Below are 17,008 nucleotides of genomic sequence, written 5' to 3' on the forward strand. Positions count from 1 at the left end.
CCCGCCCCGGGATCCCGCGTCGGCGTTTCGGCTACGCGGATGCCCGCCGCCCCGCGATCACCGCGCACAGCAGGGCGACCCCCAACCCGCTGAGCAGCAGCACGAACCCCGTCTGGTTGGTCAGCGCGGTCGCGTGGTTGATCTGCACGTAGTCGCCGAACCGCTGGTAGACCCGCACCGCGAAGGCGCCGGCCGCGACGAGGCCGATCACCACCCCGGCCCAGCCGGCCACCGCCGAGTCGAACAGGGCGGCCAGGAGCAGCAGCACGGCGGCGAGCACGAGCGGCGCCGCCAGCGTCTGATGGACGGGCAGGTCGGCTGCGCCGAGGGCGGAGACGTCGCCGGCCGCGATCCCGTCGCGCAACTCGGTCAGCGGGACGTCGGTCGGCCGGGTCCCGGCCAGTACCGGAAGAAACGAGCCGATACCCAGGGCGACGGCGGACAGGAACAGGCCCAGATCCACGAAGCTGCGCACGCCACTCCCATCGATCGCCGGATCGGTTTTGTGAGCGACCACACCCTAACCACAATTCGGGTGCGGCAGCAGGGCGGAACCGACGATTCGGGCGCCGTGTCGGGCTCGCGGGTACGTAATCTGAGGGGAGCGGCACACCCGGACCCGGAAGGGGAACAACGCAATGGTGGGCAACGAGACGGTGCAGCGGTCGGGTCTTCCGCCGTGGGCCAAGAAGGCCCTGTGGAGCGTCGGGGCCCTGCTCGCGCTGGTGATCGCGTACTTCGTGCTGGCGGCATTCGTCCCCCGGTGGTGGGCGCAGCGTATCGCCGGGCTGGCCGACGCCGGCTTCGCCCGCGGGATAGCCTGGGGCCTGCTGTTCGGCCTCGTGTGCACCTTCGTGCCGTTGGCTCTGTTCGCCGCCGCGTGGCGGATCAGGACGTGGCGCCGGCACCGCGTCCTGCAGGTGGTGTTCGCCGCCGCCGCCGTGGTGGTGGCGATCCCCAACCTGATGACGTTGAGCATCGTGCTGGGCAACGGGAACGCGGCCCATGCGGGGGAGCGGATCCTCGACGTCGACGCCCCCGGCTTCCGCGGCGCGACGCTCGTCGGTGCCGTCGTCGGCGTGATCCTGTTCCTGGTGTTCGCGGCCCTGAGCTTCACGTACCGCAAACGCGGTCGTGACCTCGAGCGGGAGCGTAACGAGCGGGGCCGGCAGGAGCCGGAGTTACGAAGCGACCCGCCGGGCAAGGTGTCCGGCGCGCCGGAGTAACGAGCCGCGTCGTGCCGGTGCGCTCCCGTCCTTCCGGACGGGCGGCGATGTGGTGCCCCCACCAGGGCTCGAACCTGGGACCTGCGGATTAAAAGTCCGTAGCTCTACCAACTGAGCTATAGGGGCGTGGGCGCACAGTCTAGCTGCATCGCGCCGGACAACAGTATCGGACGCGCGGGCCGATCGAAGGCTCGGGTGCGCACCCCCTGCGGCGCACCCGAGCCGCGCAAAAGCATACCACTTGGTGTGTTCTCTGCGAAGGCCGGAGAAGGCCTGGCTGCGGCCATGGGGGCCGGACGGCGGCTACAGTGGCGTCCGGGGGGGGACCGCCGGTCACGTACGGAGGCACGAACCCCCCATGTCACGTCAGCAAGAGCGGGCGCGGCGCACACGCGCGGCGATCGTCGAATCCGCGGCGATCGAATTCGCCCGGCGTGGATACGGCGCCGCCTCGGTCAACGCGATCCTCGAGCACTCCGGGGCCACCAAGGGTGCGATGTACTTCCACTTCGATTCGAAGGAAGCGCTCGCCCGGGCGGTGCTCGCGGAGGGTCTCGAGCGCTACCGGGTGATCGTCGACCGGTGGCTGGACGCGCCGGGGCTCGATCCGTTCGAGCGGCTGCACGGCCTCGTCGGAGATCTCGCCGACGCCCTGCACGGCGACGTCATCATCCAGGCGGAGTTCAAGCTCGTGACCGAGCCCGAGTTCGACGCGGAGGCCAAGCTGCGCGGCAGCTCGGTGTGGGGGAAGGCCGGTCACCGGCTCGCCGTCGAGGCGCAGGAAGCGGGGCTGTTCCGTGCCGGGGTCGACCTCGAACGGTTCCTGGGTGTGCTCAGTGCGTGCCTGGCCGGGCAGCGCTACTTCCACGACCTCACCGCGGAGGACGTCGACGTCCGGGCCCGGTTCGCGGAATGCCTGGACGTCTGCCTCGAGGCGACGGCTGCGCCGCAGTGGCTCGAGCGGCGGCGCGGTGCGCCGGAGTTGCGCCTGGAAGGCGAACAACCGGCGTGACCTGCTGATTTGTGAATCCGGAAACCCGTGTCCTAAGCTATCCAAGCTCCCAACGGAACGCGAACCCGTTGAGGGTGCGGGTCGGAGTAATCCGGCGGGCCCCCTTCGTCTAGCGGCCTAGGACGCCGCCCTTTCAAGGCGGTAGCGCGGGTTCGAATCCCGTAGGGGGTACGCTTGCGGAAGCAGTATCACCGCATGCAGTACGGTTGACCACAAGTGAAGAGCATGGCCCTGTGGCGCAGTTGGTTAGCGCGCCGCCCTGTCACGGCGGAGGTCGCGGGTTCGAGTCCCGTCAGGGTCGCAGAGTTGGCAATTGGCATTCGGTTCGGGTGCCGTCCGGCCAGGTAGCTCAGTTGGTACGAGCGTCCGCCTGAAAAGCGGAAGGTCGCCGGTTCGATCCCGGCCCTGGCCACCACACAATTTCATACGGTAGACCCACCGCTCGGCGGTGGGTTTTCTGTGGAAACCCCTTCGGGGGTGCACACGGCCCTGTGGCGCAGTTGGTTAGCGCGCCGCCCTGTCACGGCGGAGGTCGCGGGTTCGAGTCCCGTCAGGGTCGCTTCACGGCGAAGGCCCGGTCCCGAAACGGACCGGGCCTTCGCCGTCTCGCCCGGTTCAGCCGCGGGCCCGGAGTTCCCGGCGAAGAAGCTTGCCGGACACGGTCTTCGGGATCTCGTCGATGATCTCCACCAGCCGCGGGTACTTGTACGCCGCCATTCTCTCCCTGGCGAAGGCGATCAGTTCCTCCTCGGTGACCGACTGCCCCGGACGGAGGCTGACGAACGCCTTGACCGTCTCGCCGCGGTAGCTGTCCACCACCCCCACCACCGCGGCCTCGCGCACCGCTTCGTGCTCGTAGAGCACGTCCTCGACCTCTCTCGGCCAGACCTTGTACCCACCGGCGTTGATCTGGTCCTTCTTGCGGTCGACGATGTAGAACCAGCCGTCGGCGTCCATGTACCCGACGTCCCCGGTGTGGAGGGCACCCCCGGGCAGCGCGGTCGCGGTCTCCTCGGGCTTGTTCCAGTAGCCGGCGACCACCTGCGGGCCCGACGTGACGAGCTCGCCCACCTCACCGACGGGAAGGTCGTTGCCGTCCTCGTCGACGATCCGCACGACGGTGTCGAAGGTCGGGACTCCGACCGACAGGGCGCCGGACGCCTCGTCCACCGGAGCCCGGGTGCCGAACGGAACCGCATGCGAGGGGGAGGTGGTTTCGGTGAGGCCGTAGATGTTGTGGATGTACGTCCCCGAGAACTTCTCGAACGCCGCGACGGTGCTCGGTGGTATCGGCGCTCCGCCGGAGAAGATCTTGGTCAGCGTCTTCAGCGACTCCCCGCGGGCGCCGGGAGCGTTCATCAGCGCGATGAACACGGTGATCGAGCCGACCGTGAACGTCGCCCGCTCCACCGCCACCGTTTCGAGGGTCACGCCGGGGTCGAGCCGGTACATCAATACCAGCGGCGCACCGGTCAGCAGGGCGACAGCGATGTGCCCGACGAGCCCGGTGATGTGGAACAGCGGGGCGATGCCCAGCACGACGTCGTCCGCGCCGAGTCCCACCCATTCCCGGTAGGTGCGGGCGTTGAACACCACGTTGCGGTGAGTGGTCATCGCGCCCTTCGGTGGTCCGGTCGTACCGGACGTGTAGGTGAGGAACGCGATGTCGTCCGGGCCGAGGGTGTGCGCGGGGACGGGCCGTCTCCGGAACTCGGCCAGGAGGGCCTGCAGGTCGAGGGTGTCGGGCAGATCGAGGCGTTCGATCCCGGAGAAGATCCGCTCGTCTCCGCGGGTCTGGTATTCGAGTTCGGACGTGGTGATCACGATCCGGACGGCGGTGCCGGCGACGACGTGCCGTGCGACGTCCCGGTACAGCCCCTGGAGTGCGACGAGCACGGTAGCCCCCGAGTCCAGGAGGATTTCGCCGAGCTCGCGTTCCTTGTTCATGGGGTTGACGGAGACCGGGATGCCGCCGGCCTTCCAGACACCGAGCTGCGCCACGACGAACTGCGGGACGTTCTGCAGGAACAGCGCCGCCCGCTCGCCCGGGCAGAAGCCGTGGGCCGTCAGTGCGGCCGCGAACGCGTCGGACTGCTCGTCGAGTTCGCGGCGGGTCAGGCGCCCGTCGAAGTATCGGATGATGTCCGCGTCCGGGTCGCGAGCGACGGTGGCGCGGAACATCTCCAGCGCGTCGGTGTACTCCGGCTCGATGTGGGTCGGCAGGCCCGGCGCGTAGCGTGCGAGCCAAGGCTTGCTGTCGTAGACGCCCGTGCGTGCGTCGCGGGCTCCGGCTGCGCTCATCGGATGACGACCGGATTGACCGGGGCGCCCGTGCCGCCCACCACCTTCAGTGGTGCCGCGGTGTACAGGAAGGTCCAGCGGTTGTCGGCGGCGCACGCGTCGGCGAGGTCCTCGAGCCAGGCGATCTCGGTGAGGGCGACGCCGAGATTGCGCATGAGCGCGCAGTGCAGGGGCAGCGCCACGCCACTGGCCGGGTCGGTGGTCACCTCGTTGGCGATGGTGTCCGTGACCAGGTTGGGGATCTCCCGGTTCCGGAACCATTCGACGAGTTCGCGGCTGTACGTCAGGCCGGGTTCGCAGAAGTCGGTGTAGAACTCGGTGGTGTCTTCGAGGCTGTACCAGTACTTCAGCCAGCCGGTCCGGATCACGAGGATGTCGTGCGGTTCGATGGTCACGCCCTGGGCGGCGGCGGCCGCCTCGAGGTCGTTGTGGTCGAAGGTCTCGCCGGCGCCGAGCCAGTCCTTGCCCCGGTGGCGGGCCATGTCGATCAGGATGCCCCGGCCTACGACGCCCTTCTCGGCGATCGGCAGCACCGAGGCCTTGTCCATGCTGCCGACGGTGCTGCGCGCGTCGTATCCGTTCCAGAGTTTGCCGTCGTACCAGACGTGGCCGAGGGCGTCGTACTGGGTGGAGCCCTGCAGGAAGAGGGTGGCTGTGTCGTCGGCGTAGTGCAGTCCGCCGGGGAACTGAGGAGCGTCCTCGCCGTCCCACGACGATTCGTCGAGGGTGTTGCGGCGATCGATGCCGCTGCGGCTGGGCCACAAGGGATCGCCGGGGGCCTCCTTGCGGCCCATGTGGATCTGCAGGGTGAACACGTCGCCGGACTTGACCTCGCCGATTCCGCCGAGAACCTCCTTGGTGCCGAGGAAGTTCAGAGCTCCGAGCTCGTCGTCGGCGCCCCAGCGTCCCCAGTTGCTGGGGGCGTCGTCGCCGAGCAGTTCGCGCATGGACGGGGCGTCGGACATACCGTCTCCTTTTCGGGTGAGGTGCACTCGTTGCTCACCGAGCGTTCGTACGGTAAGCGTGCGCTTATGGTGTACGTCACATCGCCGGGTGTCAACCCGCGGAGGACGAGGGCGCGCCACCGGTTCGCGAGGTGCACCGCAGGCCCGGGTCGGTGTCGTCTCGGCGGGTCTTCGACGGCGGAACGGCCCGCCACCCTGTACGTTCAGTTTGCACTGGACCTGGTGCGGTTCCGGCGCTGATCCGCAGGGCTGCGCCGGGTTGCACGTCGGACGAGAACATGTTCTAGAGTGAGTTCGATCTTCTGGACGGACCCGCTCCGGCGACACGACGAACGAGGTGATCTGTGCGAATAGCTCTGCTGTCGTACCGCAGCAAGCCGCACTGCGGTGGTCAGGGCGTGTACGTTCGACACCTCAGCCGCGAGCTCGCGGCGCTCGGCCACGACGTCGAGGTGTTCTCCGGCCAGCCGTACCCCGAGCTGGACGACGGGGTGACCCTGGTGAAGGTGCCCAGTCTCGACCTCTACCGCGAGGACGATCCGTTCCGCTTTCCGCACCCGCGCGAGATTCGCGACGGGATCGACCTCCTGGAGCTGGGCACGATGTGGACGGCGGGTTTTCCGGAGCCGCTGACCTTCAGCCTGCGCGCCGCCAGGCTGCTGCGGGCCCGGGCCGCCGAGTTCGACGTCGTGCACGACAATCAGTGCCTCGGCTACGGCCTGCTCCGCATCGCGGACGCGGGCCTGCCACTGGTCGCGACGATCCACCACCCGATCACCCGCGACCGGGAACTGGACCTCGCGAGCGCGCCGACGCTGCGCCGCAAGCTCACCCTGCGCCGTTGGTACGGGTTCCTGCGCATGCAGGCCCGGGTGGCGCGGCGCATCCCCACCCTGCTCACCGTCTCGAAGTCCTCCGAGGAGGACATCCGCACCGCCTTCGAGATCCCCGACGGGCGGCTGCGCACGATCCCGCTGGGCGTCGACACCGAGGTCTTCGCCCCGCCGACGGCCGAGCGCGTGCCCGGCCGCATCGTGTGCGTGGCCAGCGCGGACGCGCCGCTCAAGGGCGTCGCCAACCTGCTCGAGGCGGTGGCGAAGCTGCGCACCGAACGGCGGGTCGAGCTGGTGCTCGTCACCCGGCTCGCGCCCGGCGGGGTCACCGAGAAGCTGATCGAGCAGCTGGCCATCGGCGACGCGGTGCGCACCGTCTCCGGGATCGACGACCGCGAGCTGGCCGAGCTGCTCGGTTCGGCGCAGGTGGCCGTGGTCCCGTCGCTCTACGAGGGGTTCTCGCTGCCCGCGGTCGAGGCCATGGCCTGCGCGACCCCACTGGTTGCGAGCCGCGCCGGCGCGATCCCCGAGGTGGTCGGCGACGCGGGCATCCTCGTGCCTCCGGGGGACAGCGAGCAGCTGGCCGCGGCACTGGCGCGCGTTCTCGACGATCCCGCCGAGCAGACCCGCCTCGGGTCGGTGGCACGGGCCCGCGTGCTCGAGCGATTCAGCTGGGCGGCCGTGGCCGCCCGGACCGTCCGGGCCTACCAGGACACCGTGGCGGCCCAGGCAGGAAGGACGAACACCTGATGCTGACAGTCGATTTCGACCGGCTCGGGGTCAAGCCCGGCGACCGCGCCATCGACATCGGCGCGGGCGCGGGCCGGCACTCGTTCGAACTCTACCGTCGGGGCGCCGACGTGGTGGCGTTCGACCGCAGCGCGGAGGACATGAAGGCCGTCGGCGACATGTTCGCGGCCATGGAACTCGAGGGCCAGGTTCCCGAGGGTGCACTCGCCCGGGCCGAGGTGGGCGATGCCCTCGCTCTGCCCTACGACGACGAGACCTTCGACGTCGTGCTGATCTCCGAGGTGCTCGAGCACGTGCCCGAGGACGACCGTGCCATCGCCGAATTCGTGCGTGTGCTCAAGCCGGGCGGCGTCGCGGCCGTCACCGTGCCGCGGTGGCTGCCGGAGAAGATCTGCTGGGCGCTGTCCGACGCGTATCACGAGGTCGAGGGCGGGCACGTGCGGATCTACAAGGCCGACGAGCTCGCGGCCGAGCTGACCGCGGCCGGCCTGACGGTGCGCGGCCGAGACCACGCGCACGCCCTGCACTCGCCGTACTGGTGGCTCAAATGCGCTGTGGGCGTCGACAACGACGACAACCCCCTGACGAAGGCGTATCACCGGCTCCTCGTGTGGGACCTGATGCAGGGGCCGTGGCTGACGCGCACCGCGGAGTCGTTGCTGAACCCGGTGCTCGGCAAGAGCGTCGTGTTCTACCTCGAGAAGCCGACGGTTCCCGTTGCCGGCCGCTGACTTCCGCCCCGGCGGGGCACGGCCGGCGGTTCCGGCCGTGCCGGGAGTACTGTCCGAGGAACAGTGCCTGCACACCGCCCGCGCGATCGCCGACATGCAGGAGTCCTCCGGAGCGATCCCGTGGTTCCCCGGTGGTCACACGGACCCGTGGGACCACATCGAGTCCGCGATGGCTCTCACCGCCGCGGGGTTGCTCGAGGAGGCGGAGGCGGCCTTCGACTGGTCCCGTCGCACCCAGCGGCCGGACGGCTCGTGGCCCATGCAGTTCCGCGAGGAAGCCGTCGAAAACCACGACGCGGACTCGAACTTCACCGCATACATCGCGGTGGGAGTGTGGCACCACTACCTCGTGACGGGCGACGTCGACCACGTGGAACGGCTGTGGCCGACGGTGCGGACGGCCCTCGACCATGTGCTCGAGTTGCAGGCGCCCGGCGGCGAGATCTACTGGGCACGAGGCGAACACGGCGTGGCCGACGAGGCCCTGCTGACGGGGTGCTCGAGCATCCACCACAGCCTGCAGTGCGGCCTGCGCCTCTCGGAGGTGGTCGGCGATCCCCACCCGGACTGGGAGGTCGCGTGGTATCGGCTCGGGCACGTGCTGCGCCGGCACCCGGAGGCGTTCGCGCCGAAGCCGGAGTATTCGATGGACTGGTACTACCCGATCCTCGGCGGCGCGGTGCGCGGTGCGCCGGCCCGGCAACGGATCCGGGAGCGCTGGGACGACTTCGTGGTCGGAGGTCTCGGAATCCGCTGCGTCGACCACCGGCCGTGGGTGACGGGGGCCGAGACCTGCGAACTCGTGCTCGCACTGGACGCGATGGGTGAGGCGACGACGGCCCGGGATCTGCTCGCGGCCATGCAGCATCTACGCGATCCGGACGGGTCGTACTGGACCGGAATGGTTTTCACGGACGGTAAGCGCTGGCCCGTGGAGAAGAGCTCCTGGACCAGTGCCGCCGTGATCCTCGCCGCCGATGCGCTCTCACGCAGCACCGCGGGCAACGGCGTGTTCCGCGATGCCGCCGCACCCTCCGGATGGGTCGCGACCGAGAGCTGCCACGAGGACTGCCGGGTGACGGTCTGAGCCGTCAGCCCGGCAGCACTCCGACGGTGCCGCCGGTGCGTTCGAGCACCCGCAGCGACCCGGTCACCGACACCTCGGTGAACTCGCCGCTCCCGAGCGCGCGCAGGTAGACCTCGTACGGGGGTCGTCCGCCGTCCTTCGGGTCGGGGAACACGTCGTGGATGATCAGGGCGCCGCCGACGCGCACCCAGGGAGCCCAGCCCGCGTAGTCCGCCTGCGCCGCCTCGCTGCTGTGACCGCCGTCGACGAACACGAACGCCGCCGGGGTCCGCCAGAACGCCGCGACCTGGCCCGATCGCCCCAGCACCGCCACGACGTGGGATTCGAGGTCCGCGTCGGCGAGGGTGTGACGGAACCGTCCCACCGTGTCGAGCCGGCCGGTGTGCGCGTCGACGAGGGCCGGATCGTGGTACTCCCACCCGGGCTGATGCTCCTCGGACCCGTGATGATGGTCGATCGTGACGATCGTGCCGCCGGTGGCCTTCGCGGCGGCACCGAGATAGACGGTCGAGCGCCCGCAGTAGGTGCCGATCTCGACACCGACTCCGTCACCGAGATAGTGCACCGCGGCGTCGTGCAGGGCCGTGCCCTCGTCGATCGGCATGAAACCCGGTGTTGCCTCGGCGAGTTCGATCATCTCCCGGGGCAGGGTGGTACGGGTCATGACGGCGGTCTCCGTTCGCTGCGGTCCGGTGGCGGGTGCTGAAGCGGCGTGTACTGACGAGCACATTACCCATCGCCGGTTCCGGTGCGGTACCCCGCGCACGGTGGGCGCCGGTCACGCGCTGTAACCGCCGTCGACGTCGAGTGTCTGCCCGGACACGAAATCCGCGCGGTCCGAGGCGAGGAACGCGACCGCCTCGGCGATGTCATCGGCGTCGCCGAAGCGGCGCAGCGGAATGTTGTTCCGCGCGACCGACAGTGCGTGCTCGTCGAGATCGCCGGACCCGATCAGCCGGGCGGCCGTGCCGTCGGTGAGCATGCCCGGCCCCACCGCGTTCACGCGCACACCGAACCGTCCCTCCTCGGCCGCCAGGCCCCGCACGAGGGCCTCGATCGCACCCTTGGGCCCGGCCGACAGACCGTCCCGGACGGGGAACCGACGGGTCGCGGCGGTGGTCACGGCGACGATGCTGCCCCGCGACTCCCGCAGCCGGGGCAGGGCGGGATGGACGAGGTTGAAGAACGCGCCCGCGTCGCCCACGAGCTGGTCGCGAAACTGCGCGGGCGTGACCCGGCTCAGGTGCAGCATCGGCACGTGCGGTCCCGCCGCGTAGACGAGAGTGTGCAACGCACCGAAGGATTCGATCACCGCGTCCACGCCGCCGGCGACTGCGGCACTGTCGCTCAGCTCCACCTGCAGCGACAGCACCTTCGCGCCGAGCGCGGACAGCTCGGTCGCCAGGTCTGCGGCGGCCGCCCCGCTGCGGCGGAACATGAACGCGACGTCGCTGCCGCGCTCGGCCAGCATCCGGCACACCGCTCGGCCGATCCCGCCGGTGCCGCCGGCCACGAGGGCCGCGCCCGGCCGGTCCGCGAAGTCCTGCACTCGTCACTCCCTGTGTTCTCGTGTTGCACGGTGAGCCGGTGGGAAGCTCACTTCGCCGCCTTGCGGCGTTCGGCGAGCACGCCGCCGATCATCGAGTCGAGCTTGGTGCCGAGCGGCCACCCCACGTAGTGGCACAGGAACAGGGCGATCTCCTTCAGCTGCTGTTCGTCGAGTTCCTCGTTGTGGAGGGCGGCGCCGACCTGGATCTCGGCCACGTCGATCAGGCCCTGTGCGGTGAGCGCACCGAGCAGCAGCAGCCGCCGGTCGCGGATACTGAGCCCGGGCCGGGACCAGATGTCGGCGAACAGGTGGTCCGCGGTGACGGCGAAGTGGTCGCCGGGCCCGTCCTGCATCTCCCAGCCGTACACCTTCGACATCATGTCCAGACCGCGGCGGCGGCGATCGTCGGTCATGTGCGTTCCTCCTGTCGGTTCCGGCTCGCGAGGTCTCCGGTGCCGACGCCGAGCCCGGGTCCCAGGCCGGTCAGTGCCCGCGTGGCCAGGGGCAGGTCGACGCCGAGACGAGCGCCGAGGCCGAGGGCCAGCGACAGGTCCTTCTCGCCCAGGGCGCGGACGTGGTCGAGGATCGGGAACCAGAAGTCGTCCGGCGGGATCGGTGCGGTGGTGTCCCGGAGCATGATCGCCCCGGCGCCACCGGTGATCGCGTCGGTGTGGCGGACCACCGTCCCGAGCGCGGTGATGTCCAGCCCGGCCGCCTCGGCGAGGCGCTGCGCCTCCGCGGCCGCGGTGAACGACACGAAGTGCAGCAGATTCCGGGCCAGCTTCATCCGGGTGCCCGCGCCGACCGGGCCGGCGTGCACGACGAGCTCGGCGAACCGCGAGAACGGCTCGCGTACCGCGTCGAACGCCGCGTCGGAGGCGCCGACCATCACCGCGAGCCGGCCCTGCTCGGCGCCGGGGGCCCCGCCGCTGACCGGAGCGTCGACGAGTTCGACGCCGCGGTCGGCGCATTCGGCGGCGAGCTCGACGGCGGTGGTGTCGGCGATGGTCGAGTGGACCGCGATCACCGTGCCGGGCCGGGCCGTGTCGAGCAGCCCGGCGACGACGGTGCGGACCTGCGCGTCGTCTACGACGGTGACGCAGACGACGTCGCAGTCGCGCGCCAGGTCGGCGGGGTCGCCGGCGGCCCGGGCGCCGGCCGCGGTGAACGGCGCGACGGCCTCGGGCCGGGCGTCGAGAACGGTGAGCCCGCCCGGCCGGTCCAGCAGCCGCGTCGCCATCGGCGCGCCCATGTTGCCGAGGCCGATGTAGCCGAGCCTGGTCACGAGCGGATCACCTGGCCGCCGTCGACGTTGAAGATCTGCCCGGTGATCCAGTTCGCCTCGTCGGAGAGCAGGAACAGGCACATTCCCACCAGGTCCCCGGGCGTGCCCATCCGCTTCAGCGGCAGTTTGGAGACCATGTCCGCCACCATGTTTCCCGGCGTGACGGTGCGGGTGGCCTCGGTGTCGATCGGACCCGGGGCGATCGCGTTGATGCGGATGTTCGAGCCCCCGAGTTCGACGGCCAGCTGCTGGGTCAGGCCGTTGACACCGACCTTGGCCAGGCCGTAGAAGCCGGAGTACACCCACGCGGCGGTCGAGGACTGGTTGACGACGGAACCGCCGCGTTCCGTCATGTGCGGCCACGCCGCGCGGGTGATGTTGAGCGCGCCGTCCATGTTCACGCTCATGAACTTCTTGTAGTAGTCCCACGGGACGGTGAGCAGCAGGTCGAGCTTCATGCCCCCGTAGATGGCGGCGTTGTTGACGACGTGGTCGATGCTGCCGAACGTTTCGACGGTGAAGGCGGCGAGCTCGGTGGCCGAGTCGGGATCGGAGACGTCGACGGTCTTGAAGACGGCGATGCCGCCGTCGGCGACGATCTGCTTGGCGACCTGCTCGCCGCGCTCGGTGTCGATGTCCGCGACGACGACGGAGGCGCCCTCGGCGGCAAGGGCTCTGGCATACGCCTCGCCGATCCCCTGCGCCGATCCGGTGACGATCGCGGTGCGATCGGCGAAACGCGTTGTGCTGCGGGTCATGTTCGTCAGCCTCTCTGCTTCGCCGCCGGTTCGGCGACGAGCTTGGTCTCCAGGTATTCCTCGAATCCGGCCACACCCATCTCGCGGCCGATTCCGGACTGCTTGTAGCCGCCGAAGGGAGCGTCGGCGGCGTACCAGATGCCTCCGTTGACGCTCAGGGTGCCGGTGCGGACCCCCTCGACGACCCGGCGGACCCGGTCCTCGTCGGTGCCCCAGACGGCCCCGGACAGGCCGTAGGGGGAGTCGTTGGCGATGCGGATCGCCTCGTCGTCGCCGTCGTAGGGGAGGATCACGAGGACCGGCCCGAAGATCTCCTCCCGGGCGACGCGAGCGGTGTTGTCGACCCCGGCGATCAGCGTCGGTTCGACGAAGAAGCCGCGCCGGTGCTCGGCGGGGCGGCCGCCGCCGACGACGATCGTCCCGCCCTCCTCGACGGCGAGCCGCAGGTAGCCCTCGACCCGTGCGCGCTGGCGCTCGGAGATCAGCGGACCGCACACCGTGCCGGGCTCGTTCGGGTCGCCGGGCCGGATGCCGCGCAGGGCGTCTGCGGTGACGCGGACCGCCTCGTCGTAGCGGATCCGGGGGACGAGCAGACGGGTCGTGATGGCGCAGCCCTGCCCGGCGTGGGTGCACACGGTGAAGGCGGCCATCGAGCATGCGGCGCCGAGGTCGGCGTCGTCGAGCACGATGAACGCCGACTTTCCGCCGAGTTCGAGGAACACCTTCTTCAGGGTCTCCGAGGCGGCGCGCATCACCGATCGGCCGGTGGCGGTGGAGCCGGTGAACGACACGAGGTCCACGCGCGGGTCGGTGGCGAGCAGGGCGCCGACGGCGTGGTCGCTCGAGGTCACGATGTTCACGACGCCCGGCGGGATGTCGGTTTCCTCGGCGAGAATCCGGCCCACGACCGCGGCGCACCACGGGGTGTCGGGCGCGGGCTTGAGTACCACCGTATTGCCGGCGGCGAGCGCGGGACCCAGCTTGGCGAAGTTGATCTGGTGCGGGAAGTTCCACGGTGTGATCGCCCCGACTACACCGACCGCCTCGCGGAGCACGTAGCGGTGGGTGGGGATGCCCATCGGCGCAGCATTTCCGAGATCCTGTTGCCACGAGTAGTTCTCGGCCAGGTCGGCGAAGTACCCGAGATCGTCGACGGGGCCCTCGAGATGGGCGGCGGAGGTGAGGAACCGGGGTGCGCCGACCTCGGCGATGGTGATCGCCCGCAGTTCCTCGATGTGGCCGCGCAGCGCATCGCGGAGCTGACGCAGGCAGCGGGCGCGGAAGGCGTGGTCGCGGGACCAGCCGGTGGTGTCGAAGGCGCGACGCGCCGCCTCGATCGCGGCGTCCATGTCGGCGGCGGTGCCGTCGGCGGCGGTGCCGAGCACCTCCTCGGTGGCCGGGTTCACGACCTCGAACGTGCCGCCGGAGCCGGGAACCAGCTTGCCGTCGACGAGCAGAGCCGAGCTGTCGCCGGGAATCAGGGACATCGGACGTTTCCGTTCTGGAGATTGGAAAGTGTCAGGTGTAGTAGGAGATTCGGATGCGCACATGGCGGGGACCGGTCGGTACGCGATGCTGACGCCTTCGCTGTGTGCCTCGGGTGCCCCTTGTCTGGACAGTTGTCTGGACTATAGTTCGGACAAGTGCGTGACGCAATGCCCCGCGTCGCCCGGCGAAGCGGCACGCGTGCGGTGGGGCCGGACGATGGGACTGGGCACGAGTCGGCGCACGGCATGACGGTCGGTCCCCGGCGTGGGTACACCGCGGCCCCGAGCCTCTGCGGCTCCTCCGGGGCCGGCTCCCCACGGGGTCGAGTGAGCGGCCCGGAGCGGGCGGGGAACGCCCGATCGCGCGGCGTCGATGGGGAGTGGTGGTCCCGCGGGGTCTACGGGCGGGCGAGTAGCGACGGCACGACGAACGCGTACAGCTTCGCCCTCAACCGGTCGAGCGAGCCCGCACTGGCGCCGAGCGCACTGATGTAGTTCATCTCGATCTCCGACAGCCATTCGTAGAGCAGGTCCAGATCGACATCGGCGCGAAGCTCTCCGGACTCCCGGGCCTCGAGCAGAATCGGCTCCCATAGTTCGCGGGTGAGTTGGACGGCACGGCCCGAGGTCGCGAGCAGAGTTGTGGCGAGTGTTGCCTCGGCAGGGGAGACGAGGAGATGGATCATCGGGTCGCGGAGGCCTCGGCGGATATTGGCGCACAGGCCCTCGACGATCCGTTCGCCGAACGTCGGGTACTTCCGGATGCGCACTCGCCACGGCTCCATGTTCATCCGTGCGCGGCGGACGATCGACGCCACAATGAGCGATTCGCGGTCCGAGAAGTAGCGGTAGACGGTCGCCCGGGACATGTTTGCAGCTCGCGCGACGTCGGCCATCGTGGTCTTCGTGATACCGAACTGTTCGAAGCATGATTCGGCGGCGACAAGGATCGCTGCGCCGACGTCCGTGGTCTCGGTGTCCGTCTTGTGTGCCACGCATGCACCATACCGTCGGGTAATCTGGATAAGACACTAGACGCCAGATGTCTCATGTGCCACGCTGAGGTCATGCAGCGTGAAGACAAGATCGACCTCACTCGGCGCCTGATCGCGCACGTCGACAACAACAGCACCGACTACGCGGACGAGATGCTTCGTGTTCCGTTCTCCGTGTTCAACGACCCCGAACTGGCGAGCCTCGAACGTGACGCCGTGCGCCGATTCCCGCACATCGTGGCGCACATCGACGAGCTGAAGAAGACCGGCGACTTCGTCACCACCGAGCTCATCGGCACGCCGCTGCTGGTGATCAGGCAGTCCGATGGCAGCGTCAAGGCGTTCTCCAACGTGTGCCGGCACCGAGGTTCCAAGGTCGAATTCGAGGAATCGGGATGCAAGCGCCTCTTCAGTTGCCCCTACCACAACTGGGCGTACGGCCGCGACGGTGCGCTGCGGGGAATGCCTCACGCCGAAGGGTTCGACGGCCTGGATCGATCGCAGTACGGGCTGGTCGAGTTCCCATGCGAGGTGCGGCACGGGCTCGTCTGGGTCGTGCCGACCGTCGGTGCCGAACTGGACATCGCGAGGGTGCTCGGTGAGAAGCACGACGCCGAGGTCGCCGACACCGGTATTGCCACGTCGTTCCAGGTCCGCAAGGAGACCTGGAAGCTCGACATGAACTGGAAGATCGCGGTCGACGGCGTGCAGGACTCCTACCATCTGTGCCAGCTGCACACCAAGACCGTGTGCAACTTCCTCGAGGGCAACATCACGGCCTTCGATCTCGTCGACAGGTCGTGGCGAATCGTTGTGGCGCGCAAGGCGATCACGGAGGTTCGCGACGCCGATCCGGATTCCTTCGATGTCCGCGACTACTCGCTCGCGAACTACACGATCTATCCCGGCACGATGCTGGTCACCGAGCCGAATCACTTCGAGGTCTGGACCATCGTCCCCGACGTCGACGATCCCAACGTCTCGTACTGCACCATCCGGTTGCTGTCTCCGGCCGAACCCACGACTCCCCGTGAGAAGCGGGTACTCGAGAAGAACTGGGAACTCCTGATGGAGACTCTCCACGCGGAGGACTGGTTCGTCACGAAGACGATCACCGACAACGTCGCGCACGGGCAGGTGGACGAACTCGTCTACGGACGGAACGAATTGCCTGGGCAGGTCTTCCACAAGATGATCTCGGGCGATGCCGCTGCGATCGCGGAGGAGCGGCGGAAGAAGGCCGGCGTGACGACATGACCTCGCGTGAGTTGCTCGAGTCGTCTCCCGCACCGGGTGTACTGCAACTGACGTTGAATCGTCCGGAGGTGCACAACGCGATCTCGCTGTCGCTGCAACGGGCACTCGACGAGACGCTGACCCGTGCAGCATGTGACGACGCCGTCCGGGTCGTGGTGATCGCCGGGTCCGGTGATCGTGCCTTCTCGGCAGGGTACGACCTGCAGGAACTCGCGGCACTGTCGTCGGACGCGAACCTGGAGGCGATGCTCGAGCGCGAGGAGCTGCTCTGGCGGTATCTCGAATTCGCCAAGCCCACGATCGCGGCAGTTCAGGGCATGTCGTACGGCGCCGGGACACTGCTCGCTGCCTGCTCCGACCTACGGGTCGGCGGATCGTCGGCCCAATTCACCGTGACTGCGGCGAAGTACGGTGGTGCGAACCTGACCTGGATACTCGACACCTTGATCGGAGCCGGGCAGACGCGAGATCTGCTCATGACTTCGCGTGCCGTCGCCGGCGACGAGGCGTATCGCATGGGCCTGCTCACCCGATACGCGGGCGACGGTGACGTTCTCGAGACCGCGTTGGGGGCCGCGGCGCAGATCGCAGCGCAACCACCCGAGGCGGTCCGGGAGATCAAATCGCTCCTGCTCGCCGGGCATGGTAAGGATCTGCGCAGCCGCTACGACCGCGAGAACGCGGTCGCACGCACCACGCTGCGCCCTCGCCCCATCGGCGACATGTTCACGGAATTCTTCGGTGCCCGTGCGGGAACCGACTGAAAGGGGCA

General features: G+C 69.3%; 17 protein-coding genes and 5 tRNA genes. 11 read left to right on the top strand and 11 right to left on the bottom strand.

Annotation, left to right across the window (positions count from 1 at the left end; all coding sequences use genetic code 11):
- Nucleotides 1-31: 31 nt before the first annotated feature.
- Nucleotides 32-475, bottom strand: coding sequence for a hypothetical protein (locus tag ACWPOB_RS02295; RefSeq protein ID WP_455399769.1), 444 nt, complete (start codon nt 473-475; stop codon nt 32-34).
- A gap of 163 nt (nt 476-638) precedes the next feature.
- On the opposite strand from ACWPOB_RS02295, the gene ACWPOB_RS02300 reads away from it, so the two are divergent.
- Complete coding sequence (locus ACWPOB_RS02300) at nt 639-1,226, top strand: hypothetical protein (RefSeq protein WP_455399770.1); 588 nt, start codon at nt 639-641, stop codon at nt 1,224-1,226.
- 50 nt (nt 1,227-1,276) lie between these two features.
- Here the strand turns inward: ACWPOB_RS02300 and ACWPOB_RS02305 are convergent.
- Nucleotides 1,277-1,352, bottom strand: a tRNA-Lys gene (locus ACWPOB_RS02305).
- Nucleotides 1,353-1,584: 232 nt separating this feature from the next.
- On the opposite strand from ACWPOB_RS02305, the gene ACWPOB_RS02310 reads away from it, so the two are divergent.
- From ACWPOB_RS02310 to ACWPOB_RS02330, 5 genes are all read left to right on the top strand, one after another.
- On the top strand, nt 1,585-2,238 hold the full coding sequence (locus tag ACWPOB_RS02310; protein ID WP_455399771.1) for a TetR family transcriptional regulator: 654 nt from the start codon (nt 1,585-1,587) through the stop codon (nt 2,236-2,238).
- Between the two features lie 98 nt (nt 2,239-2,336).
- Nucleotides 2,337-2,409, top strand: a tRNA-Glu gene (locus ACWPOB_RS02315).
- 56 nt (nt 2,410-2,465) lie between these two features.
- Nucleotides 2,466-2,539: transfer RNA gene (locus ACWPOB_RS02320), tRNA-Asp, on the top strand.
- Between the two features lie 37 nt (nt 2,540-2,576).
- Nucleotides 2,577-2,653, top strand: a tRNA-Phe gene (locus tag ACWPOB_RS02325).
- A gap of 70 nt (nt 2,654-2,723) precedes the next feature.
- Nucleotides 2,724-2,797 (top strand) — tRNA-Asp (locus ACWPOB_RS02330).
- Between the two features lie 56 nt (nt 2,798-2,853).
- Here ACWPOB_RS02330 and ACWPOB_RS02335 read toward each other — a convergent pair.
- Both ACWPOB_RS02335 and ACWPOB_RS02340 read right to left on the bottom strand, forming a co-directional pair.
- On the bottom strand, nt 2,854-4,539 hold the full coding sequence (locus ACWPOB_RS02335; RefSeq protein ID WP_455399772.1) for a class I adenylate-forming enzyme family protein: 1,686 nt from the start codon (nt 4,537-4,539) through the stop codon (nt 2,854-2,856).
- A complete protein-coding gene (locus ACWPOB_RS02340; protein WP_100056558.1) occupies nt 4,536-5,504 on the bottom strand; it encodes a cyclase family protein in 969 nt (322 codons plus the stop codon). Before ACWPOB_RS02340 ends, ACWPOB_RS02335 begins: the two co-directional genes overlap by 4 nt.
- A 344-nt stretch (nt 5,505-5,848) precedes the next feature.
- Between ACWPOB_RS02340 and ACWPOB_RS02345 the strand changes: the two genes are divergently transcribed.
- Genes ACWPOB_RS02345 through ACWPOB_RS02355 form a run of 3 tightly spaced genes read left to right on the top strand, consistent with a single transcriptional unit; the run spans nt 5,849 to nt 8,905 of the window.
- Nucleotides 5,849-7,087, top strand: a complete 1,239-nt coding sequence (locus ACWPOB_RS02345) for a glycosyltransferase family 4 protein (RefSeq protein WP_100056557.1) — start codon at nt 5,849-5,851, stop codon at nt 7,085-7,087.
- Nucleotides 7,087-7,818 (top strand): class I SAM-dependent methyltransferase, encoded by a 732-nt coding sequence (locus ACWPOB_RS02350; RefSeq protein WP_455399773.1) that lies wholly within the window; start codon nt 7,087-7,089, stop codon nt 7,816-7,818. Before ACWPOB_RS02345 ends, ACWPOB_RS02350 begins: the two co-directional genes overlap by 1 nt.
- A complete protein-coding gene (locus ACWPOB_RS02355; RefSeq protein ID WP_455399774.1) occupies nt 7,805-8,905 on the top strand; it encodes a prenyltransferase in 1,101 nt (366 codons plus the stop codon). Before ACWPOB_RS02350 ends, ACWPOB_RS02355 begins: the two co-directional genes overlap by 14 nt.
- Nucleotides 8,906-8,909: 4 nt before the next feature.
- Here ACWPOB_RS02355 and ACWPOB_RS02360 read toward each other — a convergent pair whose 3' ends face one another.
- From ACWPOB_RS02360 to ACWPOB_RS02390, 7 genes are all read right to left on the bottom strand, one after another.
- Nucleotides 8,910-9,569 carry a class I SAM-dependent methyltransferase gene (locus ACWPOB_RS02360; protein WP_455399775.1) on the bottom strand — a complete coding sequence of 220 codons (660 nt, stop codon included), beginning with the start codon at nt 9,567-9,569 and terminating at the stop codon, nt 8,910-8,912.
- 114 nt (nt 9,570-9,683) lie between these two features.
- Nucleotides 9,684-10,454: an SDR family NAD(P)-dependent oxidoreductase gene (locus ACWPOB_RS02365; protein WP_455399776.1), complete on the bottom strand. Its 771-nt coding sequence runs from the start codon at nt 10,452-10,454 to the stop codon at nt 9,684-9,686.
- Between the two features lie 47 nt (nt 10,455-10,501).
- Nucleotides 10,502-10,867, bottom strand: a complete 366-nt coding sequence (locus ACWPOB_RS02370; RefSeq protein WP_006936371.1) for a carboxymuconolactone decarboxylase family protein — start codon at nt 10,865-10,867, stop codon at nt 10,502-10,504.
- Nucleotides 10,864-11,739 (bottom strand): NAD(P)-dependent oxidoreductase, encoded by an 876-nt coding sequence (locus ACWPOB_RS02375; protein ID WP_455399777.1) that lies wholly within the window; start codon nt 11,737-11,739, stop codon nt 10,864-10,866. Before ACWPOB_RS02375 ends, ACWPOB_RS02370 begins: the two co-directional genes overlap by 4 nt.
- Nucleotides 11,736-12,497, bottom strand: coding sequence for an SDR family oxidoreductase (locus ACWPOB_RS02380; protein ID WP_455399778.1), 762 nt, complete (start codon nt 12,495-12,497; stop codon nt 11,736-11,738). The genes ACWPOB_RS02375 and ACWPOB_RS02380 overlap by 4 nt, the downstream gene beginning before the upstream one ends.
- Nucleotides 12,498-12,502: 5 nt before the next feature.
- A complete protein-coding gene (locus tag ACWPOB_RS02385; RefSeq protein ID WP_455399779.1) occupies nt 12,503-13,984 on the bottom strand; it encodes an aldehyde dehydrogenase in 1,482 nt (493 codons plus the stop codon).
- A 398-nt stretch (nt 13,985-14,382) separates the two neighbouring features.
- Nucleotides 14,383-14,979: a TetR/AcrR family transcriptional regulator gene (locus ACWPOB_RS02390; RefSeq protein WP_043799780.1), complete on the bottom strand. Its 597-nt coding sequence runs from the start codon at nt 14,977-14,979 to the stop codon at nt 14,383-14,385.
- 72 nt (nt 14,980-15,051) lie between these two features.
- On the opposite strand from ACWPOB_RS02390, the gene ACWPOB_RS02395 reads away from it, so the two are divergent.
- On the top strand, nt 15,052-16,236 hold the full coding sequence (locus tag ACWPOB_RS02395; RefSeq protein ID WP_006936358.1) for an aromatic ring-hydroxylating oxygenase subunit alpha: 1,185 nt from the start codon (nt 15,052-15,054) through the stop codon (nt 16,234-16,236).
- On the top strand, nt 16,233-17,000 hold the full coding sequence (locus ACWPOB_RS02400) for an enoyl-CoA hydratase/isomerase family protein (RefSeq protein WP_100054997.1): 768 nt from the start codon (nt 16,233-16,235) through the stop codon (nt 16,998-17,000). The genes ACWPOB_RS02395 and ACWPOB_RS02400 overlap by 4 nt, the downstream gene beginning before the upstream one ends.
- Nucleotides 17,001-17,008 lie beyond the last annotated feature (8 nt).

Source organism: Rhodococcus sp. 2H158 (assembly GCF_053764755.1).